At 74.7% G+C, this 12,432-nt stretch carries 9 protein-coding genes; 1 reads left to right on the top strand and 8 read right to left on the bottom strand.

Features of this window, described 5'->3' with window-relative positions:
* Position 1: 1 nt before the first annotated feature.
* A complete protein-coding gene (locus tag ACZ6YG_RS03500; protein ID WP_148030537.1) occupies positions 2 to 865 on the bottom strand; it encodes an enoyl-CoA hydratase-related protein in 864 nt (287 codons plus the stop codon).
* Between the two features lie 142 nt (positions 866 to 1,007).
* Between ACZ6YG_RS03500 and ACZ6YG_RS03495 the strand changes: the two genes are divergently transcribed.
* Entirely contained in the window at positions 1,008 to 2,525 is a 1,518-nt protein-coding gene (locus tag ACZ6YG_RS03495) for an LCP family protein (protein ID WP_466017103.1), read from the top strand.
* 22 nt (positions 2,526 to 2,547) lie between these two features.
* On the opposite strand, the gene ACZ6YG_RS03490 is transcribed toward ACZ6YG_RS03495, so the two are convergent.
* The 7 genes from ACZ6YG_RS03490 to ACZ6YG_RS03460 all read right to left on the bottom strand — a co-directional run bounded on the left by ACZ6YG_RS03490 (position 2,548) and on the right by ACZ6YG_RS03460 (position 12,423).
* Entirely contained in the window at positions 2,548 to 3,558 is a 1,011-nt protein-coding gene (locus tag ACZ6YG_RS03490; RefSeq protein WP_219545380.1) for an enolase C-terminal domain-like protein, read from the bottom strand.
* A gap of 11 nt (positions 3,559 to 3,569) precedes the next feature.
* Positions 3,570 to 4,940 carry an MFS transporter gene (locus ACZ6YG_RS03485; RefSeq protein WP_261808430.1) on the bottom strand — a complete coding sequence of 457 codons (1,371 nt, stop codon included), beginning with the start codon at positions 4,938 to 4,940 and terminating at the stop codon, positions 3,570 to 3,572.
* 63 nt (positions 4,941 to 5,003) lie between these two features.
* The gene (locus ACZ6YG_RS03480) at positions 5,004 to 6,185 is read right to left on the bottom strand and encodes a VWA domain-containing protein (protein WP_148030536.1); all 1,182 of its coding nucleotides are present in this window, start codon (positions 6,183 to 6,185) and stop codon (positions 5,004 to 5,006) included.
* Positions 6,178 to 8,526 (bottom strand): DUF5682 family protein, encoded by a 2,349-nt coding sequence (locus ACZ6YG_RS03475; RefSeq protein ID WP_466017102.1) that lies wholly within the window; start codon positions 8,524 to 8,526, stop codon positions 6,178 to 6,180. The genes ACZ6YG_RS03480 and ACZ6YG_RS03475 overlap by 8 nt, the downstream gene beginning before the upstream one ends.
* Positions 8,523 to 9,587 (bottom strand): ATP-binding protein, encoded by a 1,065-nt coding sequence (locus ACZ6YG_RS03470; RefSeq protein WP_148030534.1) that lies wholly within the window; start codon positions 9,585 to 9,587, stop codon positions 8,523 to 8,525. The genes ACZ6YG_RS03475 and ACZ6YG_RS03470 overlap by 4 nt, the downstream gene beginning before the upstream one ends.
* Entirely contained in the window at positions 9,584 to 10,963 is a 1,380-nt protein-coding gene (locus tag ACZ6YG_RS03465) for a DUF5691 domain-containing protein (protein ID WP_261808429.1), read from the bottom strand. The genes ACZ6YG_RS03470 and ACZ6YG_RS03465 overlap by 4 nt, the downstream gene beginning before the upstream one ends.
* Positions 10,960 to 12,423 (bottom strand): SWIM zinc finger family protein, encoded by a 1,464-nt coding sequence (locus ACZ6YG_RS03460; protein ID WP_466017101.1) that lies wholly within the window; start codon positions 12,421 to 12,423, stop codon positions 10,960 to 10,962. Before ACZ6YG_RS03460 ends, ACZ6YG_RS03465 begins: the two co-directional genes overlap by 4 nt.
* Between the last annotated feature and the right edge of the window lie 9 nt (positions 12,424 to 12,432).

Raw genomic sequence — 12,432 nt, 5'->3', positions numbered from 1 at the left:
GTCAGCCACCATACGGATCATCGGGCCACGACGGCACTCCCGGGGGGAGGTCCTCGCCGACGGACATCGGGAAGGCGGGCGGCCGCTTCTCCAGGAACGCGGTGACGCCCTCGGCCGCGTCGGCGGCGGGGCCCAGCTCGGTCATGAGCCGGGAGTCGGCCGCGTGCGCCTCCCACGGCGAGGACGCCGACAGCCCCGACCACATCAGCCTGCGCACGGCGGCCACCGACACCGCGGAGGTGTTCTCGGCGATCTCGCGGGCGAGCGCGTACGCGGCGGGCAGCAGTTCCTCTCCCGGGTAGACGCGTGACACCAGCCGGCCTTCCAGCGCTTCGGCGGCGCCGAAGACCCTGCCGGTGGCGGCCCACTCCATGGCCTGCGCGATGCCGACGATCCTGGGCAGGAACCAGCTGGAGGCGGCCTCGGGCACGATGCCGCGGCGGGCGAAGACGAACCCGAGCTTGGCGGTGTCGGCGGCCAGCCGGATGTCCATCGGCAGCGTCATCGTGAGGCCGACGCCGACGGCGGCGCCGTTGATCGCGGCGATGACGGGCTTGAGCGATCGGGCGACGCGCAGCGCGACAGTGCCGCCGCCGTCACGCGGATAGCCGTTCACCAGCTCGGCCTCGCGTCCGGACCGGCCGAACGTGCCGCCGCCGCCGCTCAGGTCGGCGCCCGCGCAGAAGGCCCGGCCCGCGCCGGTGACGACCACCGCGCGCACCTCGTCGTCGGCGTCGGCCAGGTCGAAGGCCTCGATCAGCTCGGCGCGCATGGTCAGCGTGAACGCGTTGAGCCGGTCGGGGCGATACAGGGTGATGGTCGCGACCTGGTCGGCCACGCCGTACTGGATCTCGGTGAACGCCATGGACCGAATCTTATTCGGTGACAGATGTTCATCCATTCATAAACATAGATTTCGTATTTTGTCCGTAGGCTGCCGCCTCGATTCGGGCCTATGTGATGAACTTCGGGGAAGCGGTGATCTGGTGTTCCAGGGGAGGATTCGGGTGGGTGCGCTACGGCTCGTCGGCTGGCTGGTGCTCGCTGCGCTGGCGCCCGGCGCCGCCCACCTGAAGGCGGGGTGGCGCAGGACGGGCCTGACGCTGCTCAGCGTGTACGCCGCCGCCCTGCTCGGGCTCCTCGCCCTCTGGCTGACCACCGACCTGGGCTCCCTGGCCGGGGTGCTCGTCGACGACACCTCGCTGGTGCTGGGCACCTTCGCCGCGGGCCTGCTGGGCATCGCGTGGTTCACCCTGATCGTGCACTCGTTCACGGTGCTGCGGCCCGGCCTGCTGCGCCAGGCCGAGCAGATCGTCACCGGCGCGCTCGCCGGGCTGCTCGCCGTCGCGGTGCTCACGCCGTTCGCGCTGGTCACGCAGTACGCGTGGACGGGCCGGGAGACGATCAACCACATCTTCAAGAACCCGGGGACGGACCCGCAGGCCGACGGCGACCGGCCGGTGCCGGCCGAGGACCCGTGGGCCGGCCGGGAGCGGGTGAACATCCTGCTGCTGGGCGGCGACGCCGACGACCACCGGCCGGGCGTGCGCACCGACAGCATGCACCTGGCCAGCGTGGACGTGAAGACGGGCAACACGGTCCTGTTCAGCCTGCCGCGCAACCTGGAGAACGTGCGGTTCAAGCCGGGCACGCCGATGGCCGAGCGCTTCCCCGACGGCTTCCGCCTGCCGGCCGACGCCGCCGGCGGCCGCAGCGACCTGCTCAACAGCGTCTGGGAGTACTCCGACGCGCACCCGGAGATCTTCGGCGGCAAGCGTGACCAGGGCCCCGGGGTGCTGATGGAGACCATCGGCCACACGCTGGGGCTGGAGGTCGACTGGTACGCGCTGGTCAACATGTGGGGGTTCGCCCGGCTGATCGACGCGATCGGCGGCGTCACCATCACCGTCGAGCAGGACGTGGTCTTCGGCAAGTACAACGAGGGCCTGGTGAAGGCCGGCACGCGCAGGCTGAAGGGCGCGGACGCCATGTGGTACGCCCGCTCCCGCACCAACAGCGACGACTACACCCGGATGGGCCGCCAGCGATGCGTGATCAGCGCGCTGCTCCACCAGGCGGACCCGGCGACGGTGCTGTCCAGGTTCACCGCGATCGCCGGGGCGACCGAGGATCTGGTCGAGACCGACATCCCCCGCGACATGCTGACCCATCTGGTGCCGCTCGCGCTGAAGGCACAGGACGCGAAGGCGACCAGCGTCCAGTTCGTGCCGCCGCTGATCAAGACGTACGACCCCGACTGGCGGGAGATCCGCAAGCTCGTCCGCAAGGCGCTCCGCGAATCCACCGGCGCCGCGCCGGTCGCGGCCTCGGCCACCCCCGAGGCCAGTTCCGAGGCCACCCCCGAGGCCACCCCCGAGGCCACCCCGGACGCCACCCCCGAGGCCACCTCTGCGGCCACCCTCGCGGCCACCGCCACGCCGTCGCCCTCGAAGACGCCGAAGAAGACCGCGGACCCTGACGAGAGCTCCGCCACGGACCTCTCGGCGGGCTGCGGCAAGGCCTAGCGCCCGCTCGGCCGAATCCGGCTCAGCCGGTGAAGGTGAAGTAGTCCTTCGCCAGGCGGCGCAGCCGGGTCTCGTCGACGGTGTGGCCGAGGCCGGGCTGGGTGAACGGGACGGCGATGACGCCCGCGTTCGCGCCCACGATCGGGGTGACGATCTGGTTGTTGCGCGGCGGCTGCGTCACGTCGCACGGCAGCGTGCAGCCCGGCAGGCTGCCGACGGCGACGGTGGCCGCCCTGGCCAGCCCGGCGCCCTGACCGCCCGCGCACTGGATGTCCCACCCGGCCGCGACCGCGCGGTCATGGGCGCGGCGGGTCTCGCTGATCGACGGGAAGGCGGACGGCCGCAGCAGCAGCACCCTGGCCGCGCGCAGCGTCAGGTAGTCGTCGAGGTCGGCCGTGCGGTGGACCTCGACCGCGACCGAGGCGCTCACCTGGTCCTGCAGGTCGGCGTGCGCGTACACGTCGCCGGCCGGGAAGGGGCGCTCGATCACCTCCAGCCCGTAGGCGTCGAGCGCGACGAGCTGGCCGCCGTCGGTGTAGGCGTTGCCGCAGTCGACGGCGAGCGTGAGCGCGGGGTAGGCGGCGCGCACGGCCCGGACCGGCTCCACGTCCCAGCCGGGCCGCACGTCGAGCGTCACGTGGCCGTAGCCGGCGCACACCTGCTGGTTGACCCGCGTCACCAGGCTCTCTATCGACAGGTCGGGGGTGAGCCGCACGGTCGCCATCAGCGAGGTGCGGGTGCCGCCGATCGCGTCGGCGAGCGGCACGCCGCGCATCCGGGTCCACAGGTCCCAGCAGGCCATGTCGACGGCCGGGTCACCGCTGGGCACGCTGTCGGGGTGTTCCCAGTCGACGCCGATGAGCACCGCCCCGAGCGTCTCCTCCAGCCTGGACCAGGACTTGGGCGCGGGGCTGACGGCCTCGCCCCAGCCGGTCATGCCGCCGTAGTCGGTCAGCTTCACCAGCAGGCACTCCGTGCGCCTGCCGTAGGGCAGCACGACACGAAGCACCTCCAGCTCCCGCACTCGCGGCATGAGCCCCCCTCTTATGACGCGGCCTCCTCCAGTGTGCCTGCCCCGGCGGGGTGGACGAAACGGGGGGCAACCCACGCGGCGCCGAGAGCGAGCACGACGGTGAAGGCGAGTCCCACGAGGTAGCCCTGCCCGGTGGCGGTGAACAGGGCGCCGCTCACGGCGACGGCGACCACGGTGAACACCGACTCGCCGACCCCGAGCGCCGCCGCGTTGCCGCCCTCCTCGCCCTTCGCCGACATCTCCAGGACCAGCACCGACACCGTGGGGTGGAGCATGCCGATGCCCAGCCCGGAGATCGCCATCGCGACGTGCGCGAGCCCGATCGGGACCGCGTCGACGAGGACGAGCGAGACCAGCGAGATGCCGGCCGCGATCATGAGGGCGCCGCCGCGCAGGGCGGTCATGTTGCCGATCGTGCCGCGGCCCTTGATCCAGGAACCGGCGGACCAGCCGAGCGCGCCGACCGTCAGCACCACGCCCGCGGCGGCCAGCGACAGGCCGCGCTCCTGGGTGAGCATGAGCGGGATCAGGACCTGGGCGGCCATCAGCGAGCCGTAGGCGAGACCGCGCAGCACGGGCCCGCTCGGCAGGCCGCGGGCGGCCCGGAGCGAACCGGCGGGCAGCAGCCGGGGCAGCGCGACGGCCAGCAGCGCGCCGCCCGCGGCCAGCAGCGGCACGCCGCCCAGCCCGAGCGCGCTGCCGTACTGGATGAGCGCGGCGGCGACGGCGGTGAGCGCGGCCCAGGCGAGCTTGCCGCCGATCGCCGGGGCGTCCGCCGCGCCGGCCCCGCCCGTGGCCCGGTCGCCGCCGCCCCGCCAGAGCAGCAGCGCCGCGGGCACCACGATCAGGGACACGCCGTAGAAGATCCACCGCCAGCCGGCATGCTCGGCCACCAGCCCGGCGATCGTCGGCCCCACCATCGAGGGCACCACCCACGCGGCCGAGAACAGGGCGAACACCTTCGGGTGCAGCTCCGGCGGGTAGACCCGGGCCACGAACACATACAGCGCCACCTGGATCAGCCCGGCCCCGAGCCCCTGCACGAACCGGCCCGCGACGAGGACCTCCATGGTCGGCGCCGCGCCCGCGAGCAGCAGGCCCGCGACGAAGGCGGCCACCCCCGCGGCGATGGGCGGCATCGGCCCGCTCCTGTCGCTCCACCGCCCGCCGAGCACGGTGGCGATCACGCTCGCCGCCAGCGTGGCGCTGAAGGCCAGGTTGTACAGGTGCAGGCCGCCGAGCTCGCGGGCCACGACCGGCATCGCGGTGGTCACCGCCATCGCCTCGAAGGCCACCAGCATGATCAGCGCGACCAGCCCCACGCTGAGCCCGCGGTATCGGGAGGAGAGCACGCCGGGGGCGCGCTCCGCAGTCATCGTCATGATCCGTCAAGCTACGCGAACCGGCGGGCCGGCACATCGGGCGCAGGGCGTAGGCCGTCCGCCCTAGGGACCTGCCTGGCCGGGGCCGCCAAGGTTGCGTTCGGCCCACCGGCCGATGTCGCGGCGCTCGATCGCCGCGGCCATCAGATCGGGGAAGGCGTCGGGAGTGCAGGCGAACGCGGGCACGCCCATCGCCGCCAGCGCCGCCGCGTTCTCGTGGTCGTAGAACGGCGCGCCCTCGTCGGACAGGGCCAGCAGCACGATCACCTGGACGCCGGCCTGGGTCATCGCGGCCACCCGGCGCAGCATCTCCCGCCGGATGCCGCCCTCGTACAGGTCGCTGATCAGGACGAAGATCGAGTCGGCCGGCCGGGTGATGAGGCCCTGGCAGTAGGCGATGGCCCTGTTGATGTCGGTGCCGCCGCCGAGCTGCGTGCCGAACAGCAGCTCCACCGGGTCGTGCAGCTGGTCGGTCAGGTCGGCCACGGACGTGTCGAAGACCACCAGCGACGTCTTGAGCGAGCGCATCGAGGCCAGGACGGCGCCGAACACGCTGGAGTAGACCACCGAGGCCGCCATCGACCCGCTCTGGTCGATGGCCAGCACCACCTCGCGCTGGACCGCCCGCTGTCTGCGCGCGTAGCCGACGAGCCGCGACGGGACGACGGTCTCGCGCTCCGGCAGGTAGTTCTTCAGGTTGGCGCGGATCGTGCGGTCCCAGTCGATGTCGGCCGCGCGCCTGGGGCGGTGGTTCCTGGCGCTGCGGTCGAGCGCGCCGGTGACGGCCGCCCTGGTCTTCTGGGCGAGCCGTCTCTCCAGCTCGGCCACCACCGCGCGGACCACCGCCCTGGCGGACTCACGGGCCTGGTCGGGCATCACCCGGTTGAGCGACAGCAGCGTGCCCACCAGGTGGACGTCGGGCTCGACGGCGTCCAGCATCTCCGGCTCCAGGAGCAGGCGGGTGAGGTCGAGCCGCTCGATCGCGTCCTTCTGCATCACCTGGACGACCGTGGCGGGGAAGTAGGTCCTGATGTCGCCCAGCCAGCGGGCCACCCGCGGCGCCGACGCGCCCAGCCCGCCTTCGCGCCCGCCCGCCTTGCCGCCCCCGCCGCCCTGCCCGTAGAGGGCGGCCAGCGCCGCGTCCATCCCCGCGTCGGCGCCCCGCAGGCCGTGGCCGGTGCCGTCGGCGTCGCCGCCGCCGAGCACCAGTCGCCACCGGCGCAGCCGCTCGTCCTGGTCAGCCATGCGCACTCCCCAAGATCTCCAGCACGGTGCGCGCGGCCGCTCCCGCGCGCCGCTCGTCCAGCTCCGGCTCCGCGGCCTCCGCCGCGCGCCCGCCCTGCCGCACGCGCTCCCCCACCGCTCTCCTCTCGGGTACGGCGAAGCTGCCGAAGGTACGCCGCAGCAGGGGCAGCACCTCGACGAACTGCTCCGCGCCGAGCCCCGTGAGCCACTCGTCGACCAGCCCGAACAGGCGCGGATCGTGCACCAGCAGCAGGCCGCCGCCGGACAGGAACCCCTCGACCCAGGCGGCCGTCCTGGCGGGCGCCTCGCCCCGTGACGCGGCTCTGGCCATCCGGTCGCCGGCGTCGTCGATCTCCCCGGCGTCGAGCAGGATCCGGGTCAGCCTCCCCTCGACCAGGCCGTGCAGATCCTGACGCCCGCACAGCCCGAGCAACGTGGCGAGCCACCGCTCACGCGGCGACGCCGCGCCGCCGCCGGGCTGCTCGGGCTCCCCCGCGTGATCCGGCCCGCCCGGCCCCTCGTCCAGCAGGCCCATGGCCGTGTGCACGGCGTCGACGTGGCCGAGCAGCCCGGCCGCCGCCTCGTCGTCCAGCCGGGTCACCGCGACGGGCAGGCCCACGCAGATCCGGTCGAGCATCGACCGCACGATCACCGTCAGCCCTTCGGCCGAGGTCCCGCGTACGTCGCCGTACCGGTGCGCGCGCACCATCGCCGGCAGCGCCGCCATCAGCCGGGTGACGTCGGTGTCGAGCGCCGCCTTGGCGGACAGCGCGGCCAGCACGCCGGGCAGCGCCTCGGGCAGGTCGGCCAGCAGGCACTGCTCCACCAGCCCGGTCAGCTCCGCCAGCGACACCCCGCCGGACCCACCGCCCTGCGACGCCCCGCTCGGCCCACCACCGGACCCGGGAGAACCCCCTGCCGTCCCACTGGGCCCCGGCGAGCCCTCGGGCATCGGTCCGGGAACTGGCGTGCCGGTGGCGCGGTCGCGGGCGTGGCGGGTCGCGGCGGTCGCGACCGTGGTGCCGAGAGCCGCCCGCTCGATCAGCGCCAGGTCGAACTCCGGCTCCCACCGCAGCCGCCACGTCTCCCTGAACGTGCCCTTGCCCCGCGCCTCCCTCGGCTCCCCCCAGCCGACCCCGAGCAGCCGCAGCCGGTGCAGCAGATGGCTGCGCGCCAGGTCGAGCGGCTTGCGCAGGTCGAGATCGAGCTCACGGTCGAGCGCCTCGGGCTTGAGCCGCACCTTGCGCTGCTGGTCGCGCAGGTCACGCTGGAGCGGCACCATCGGCGTGCCGTCGGTGACCAGCCCCAGCCGGTCGCCGACGACCAGCCGCCGGTGGATCAGCTCGACCGCCAGGTCGTCACCCTCGCACAGCACCGCCCGGGCCGCCTCGGTCACCTCGCCCAGCCCGGCCAGCGGCCGGCCGCGCAGCGCCGCCAGCCCGTGGGCGAGCCGCGACGCCTCGATCACGTGCGCCGGCGACACCGCCAGCCCTTCGTCGCGCAGCACCCCCGCCGCCCCGGTCAGCCACCGCTCGATCGGCCGGTCGGGGGCCGTGAACAGGTGGTCGTACCAGCCGGGCGAGGTGATGCCCGCCCCGTAGCCGCTCCACCAGGCCAGCCGCCCGTACGTCCACGGCACCCAGGTCAGCTCCGCCTTCACCCTGGGCATCCCGCGCAGCACCGCGTTGTCGTCCTTGACCGGCGGCAGCGGCCCGGACAGCGCGGGGACGTGCCAGGCCCCGCAGATCACGGCGATCCGCCCGTGCCCTTCCTTGATCGCCGCACGCAGGGTCTTGCGCAGGTACGCCTCGCGCCTGGCCTCCCGCCCGGCCGGCACGTACCCTTCCCGGACGGCGGCCACGGCCTCGGCGATCACCTCGAACGGCGTGTCGCCCCGGTGCTCGACCACGTCCTCCCACCACCGCTCCGGGTCGTCGTATCCGGCGGCGTGGGCCAGCGCCCCGATGGGGTCGAGCCGCGTCGTCTCCTCCGCGGACTCCGGAAGGGGCTCGGCGGGTTCCCGGGGCTCCGCGAGGGTGTGGGCGGCGGGAAGGTCGCAGAAGCGGACCGGGACGCCCGCCCCGACCCCGTACAGGATCGCCTGCCATTCCGGGGAGAAGCGGGCGAACGGCCAGAAGGCGGCGCTGGACGCGCTGCCGGGGACGTGGGCCAGCAGCGCGACCGGCGGCTCCAGGTCAGGGGCGAGGCGGACGAGGGAGTCGGCCTCCGGCGGGCCCTCGACGAGGATGATGTCGGGGCGCAGGCGTTCGAGCTCGGCCCGGACGGCGCGGGCCGAGCCGGGGCCGTGGTGGCGGACGCCCAGGACGGAGACGCCGCTCATGAGACCTCGCGGCAGGCGCGGTAGAAGTCGCGCCAGTCGGACCGCTCGCGCACGACCGTCTCCAGGTACTCGCGCCACACCACCCGGTCGGACACCGGCTCCTGCACCACCGCGCCGACGATGCCGGCGGCCACGTCGGCGGGCCGCAGCACGCCGTCGCCGAAGTGGGCGGCCAGGGCGATGCCGCTGGTCAGCACCGAGATCGCCTCGGCGGTGGACAGCGTGGCGCTGGGCGACTTGACCTTGGTGCGGCCGTCCTCGGTCAGGCCGGCGCGCAGCTCGCGGAAGACGGTCACGACGCGGCGGATCTCCGACAGCGCGGTCGCCGTCTCGGGCAGCTCCAGCGAGCGGCCGAGCTGGGCGACGCGGCGGGCGACGATGTCGACCTCCTCCTCGGCCGTGGCGGGCACCGGCAGCACGACCGTGTTGAAGCGGCGGCGCAGCGCGCTGGACAGCTCGTTGACGCCGCGGTCGCGGTCGTTGGCGGTGGCGATGACGTTGAAGCCGCGTTCGGCCTGCACCTCGCGGTTGAGCTCCGGGATCGGCAGCGTCTTCTCCGACAGCACGGTGATCAGCGCGTCCTGCACGTCGGACGGCATGCGGGTGAGCTCCTCGACCCTGGCCACCCGCCCCTCGGCCATCGCCCGCATCACCGGGGACGGCGTCAGCGCGTCCAGGGACGGGCCCTCGGCCAGCAGCCGCGCGTAGTTCCACCCGTACCGGATGGCCTCCTCTGCGGTGCCGGCGGTGCCCTGGACGAGCAGCGTCGAGTCGCCGCTGACGGCGGCGGCGAGGTGCTCCGACAGCCAGGTCTTGGCCGTACCGGGCACGCCGAGCAGCAGCAGCGCCCGGTCGGTCGCCAGGGTGGCGACGGCGACCTCGACGATGCGGCGGGCGCCGACGTACTTGGGGGTGACGCGGTCGCCGTCGCCGAGGATGTAGGTGGTGACCGCCCACGGCGAGAGCTTCCAGCCGGGCGGGCGCGCCCGGTCGTCCTCCTTGGCGAGCAGGGCCAGCTCGTCGGCGTACTGGTCTTCCGCGTGGGGACGCAGAACGGTCATGACAACTCCTTGAACATGTCGGCGCGGAAGCGCAGCGAGGCGGCCACCCGCTGGACGGCCGGCGCGGGCGAGTAGCTCTCGGCCAGCGGGGCCAGGCCGGGGTCGAGGCGTTCGCCGGCCAGCCGGACCAGCTCGTCGAGGTTCCACGGCTGGCTGGCGGCCACCTTGACGATCTTGTGCAGGACGGCCGAGGCGAGCGGCTCCCGCCAGTAGGGCGACACCCCGCCGAGCACCATGATCAGCTGGCTGTCGAGGTCGTGGCCCAGGGTGAACCCGGCGGCGAGCTCCTGCTGCTCGTCAGGGCCGAGCGCCTCCAGCAGGTCGGCGATCGGATCCCAGGCGAACATCGCCCGCGCCCAGGCCGGGTCGCGCTGCAGCACCGCGGCGCGCACCCAGCCGGCCTTCACCTCGCCGTCCCACTCGGGGATGCGGCGGGCGAGCAGGCTCTCCGGCGGCTCGCCCCACATCGTCAGCGGCGCGCGGGCGATCACCTGCTGCAGCCACCAGGCCCGCTCGCCGAACCCGCGCGGCGGCTTGGCCCTGATGCCGTCGCGCTCCATCACGCCGTCGCAGCCCGCGGGCGGCTCGACGAGGATCGCGGCGGGCGTGACGGTCAGGCAGGCGCGGGCCCGTTCGGCCATCCGCCGCGACAGCCGGGACCCCGGCAGGCGGGTGAGCAGGTTGGCGGCCTCCTGGCGCACCTCGCGCCGCCGGTCGTCGAGCGCCGACTCCAGGAACGGCTCGTCGTCCATGGACAGCCCGTCGGCCAGCATCTCCGTGAACGCGGCCCGGTCGTCGGGCGTCTCGCGCTCCCACGTGGTCTCCAGCAGCCGCCGCGCCCCGGCGGGGTCCTGCTTCCTGAGCCGCCGCAGGTGGGCGCGCCGGTCCGCGGCGCTGCCCAGCTCCCACGTCTCGCCGGTCGGCTCGTCCAGGAGGTAGGCCCACGCGGGGTTGCGCGCGGCGAGCCACCGGCCGCGCCGTCCGGCGATCACCCCGAGGTGGGCGCGCACGGATCGGTCCCACCGGCCGCGTTCGAGCAACTCGGGCAGCACGTAAGGCGGCACCCTGCGGCCCGTCGCGGCGGCGACGGCCAGCCATTCGGGCAGCAGCCTCTCGTGCTCGCCGCCCACGATGCGCGCCAGCCGCTCGGCGGCGCGCCGGCCGACCGGCTCCTGCTCCTCCCCGGGCGCGGCCTCCTCGCCCTCGGGCTCCACGGGCCGCCGCCCGGCGCGCCGCCGCACCGTCTCGACGGCGGCGGCGCCGAGCAGGTCTCCGGGGTACGGTCTGCGGTCGGTCCCGACGAGGGCCGTCGAGGCCAGCTCCTCCCAGTCGTTCGCCGTCGCCCGGAGTGCCGCCGAAGGGTCGCCGGTCTTCACAGGATCACCACCGTCCCGTCCTCGTCCCAGGTCGTCAGGGGGCGCAGGCCGCGCGGCGTCCACTCGGCGGCCACCGTCACCGGCCGCCCGCCGGACACGGCGAGCAGCCGCCACACCCCGCGCCACGAGGCCAGCAGCGGGAACCCGGCCAGCGTGGCCTCCCCCGGCACCACACCGGTCAGCACCAGCGGCCACGACTCGGTCCACGGGTCGGCGGCCAGCGCCGCGGCGACCTCCCCCATCGCGTCGTCGGCACTCATCCCCGGCACGACCCCGCCCGCTTCCGAAGAAGCCCCGTGCGCATCCCCCGTAGACGACCCCGTCTCAGCGCCCGATCCGCCCGTCAGAGGCGCCTCTGGGGCGTCGGCGCGCACGCCCGTACGAGGAGAGCCGGCTCCCGAAAGGGACGGCGACGCATGCCCCGCGAGCGTTCCCGAAGGAGCCGAGGGCTGCGGCGCGTGTTCTGCGGCGGCTTCCCGAAGGGCGGGTGGGTGGCGGTGGGCGACGAGGGCGCGGAGGGGGGCGGCGCCGGGGTAGAAGGCGAGGTCGGCGTCGATGGCGGTGCCCGTCACCAGGGAGGCGTCGAGGGGCTGGCCAGAGGGGGCGAAGGACAGGATGAGCGCGGCGCGGCCGGTCGAGCGGCCGCGCAGCCAGACGCGGCGGGCCGTGAGCCGGTCCTGCTCCTCGTCGCGCCGGCCGAGGACGTCCCACCGGTCGCGCACCACCGGACGGGCCAGCACCTCCTCCCGGGTCACCGGGAACCCGACCCGCATCAGCACCGTCTCGGCCAGCTCCGGGGGCAGTTCGGCACGCCTGCGGTAGGCGACGGCGAGGAGGTGGAGCAGGGCGTGCTCCTCCAGCAGCCGGCCCGGCCACTCGTCCTCGTCCCTGACCCGGGCGAGCCTGGTCACCATGCCGGCCGCCCCCGGCGCCTGGGCGTCGATGAGCCGTTTGGCCAGGCCTTCCCAGTCGTGCGGCGCGGCCGTGGCCAGGCCCTGGCGGATCTGGTCGGCCAGCCACCGCTCCAGCTCCGCCAGCCCGGCCGCGACCCGCCCGTGCCGCAACGACTCGCCGTTGCGGGGCGGCGGGGACGGCGCGGCTTCGAGGCGGGCGGCCGAGCGGGCGGCGCGGGCCTCGCGCTGGGCCAGCCACTCCCCCGCCCACGCGGGCAGCCCGTCCGCATGCGGGACGCCGTCAGAGGACCACAGGAGCAGCAGCCCCAAGGCGTGCTTGCAGGGGAACTTGCGGCTCGGGCAGCTGCACCGGTAGGCGGGCTCGCCCAGGTCGACGCAGGCCTGGTAGGGCGTGGCGCCGCTGCCCTCGCACTCGCCGAACAGCACCTCGCCCGTCAGACCGCGCACCGGCCACCTGCCCGGCGCGGCGACCCCCTGGGCGGCCTTCCGTGAGGACGCGTCGGGGGCGAGGGAGAGGACCTGATCACGGCTCCACCGTTCGATCACTCGCCGCAC

It is taken from the genome of Nonomuraea sp. NPDC054003 (assembly GCF_055585125.1).
The sequence above is the reverse complement of the archived record's forward strand: the minus strand, read 5'-3'. Positions and strand labels throughout refer to the sequence as shown.

What these genes read in the sequence shown, in the direction of transcription:
- ACZ6YG_RS03500 (WP_148030537.1), bottom strand. Translation starts at nt 865, where the DNA reads ATGGCGTTCACCGAGATCCAGTACGGCGTGGCCGACCAGGTCGCGACC.
- ACZ6YG_RS03490 (WP_219545380.1), bottom strand. Translation starts at nt 3,558, where the DNA reads ATGCCGCGAGTGCGGGAGCTGGAGGTGCTTCGTGTCGTGCTGCCCTAC.
- ACZ6YG_RS03485 (WP_261808430.1), bottom strand. Translation starts at nt 4,940, where the DNA reads ATGACGATGACTGCGGAGCGCGCCCCCGGCGTGCTCTCCTCCCGATAC.
- ACZ6YG_RS03480 (WP_148030536.1), bottom strand. Translation starts at nt 6,185, where the DNA reads ATGGCTGACCAGGACGAGCGGCTGCGCCGGTGGCGACTGGTGCTCGGC.
- ACZ6YG_RS03475 (WP_466017102.1), bottom strand. Translation starts at nt 8,526, where the DNA reads ATGAGCGGCGTCTCCGTCCTGGGCGTCCGCCACCACGGCCCCGGCTCG.
- ACZ6YG_RS03470 (WP_148030534.1), bottom strand. Translation starts at nt 9,587, where the DNA reads ATGACCGTTCTGCGTCCCCACGCGGAAGACCAGTACGCCGACGAGCTG.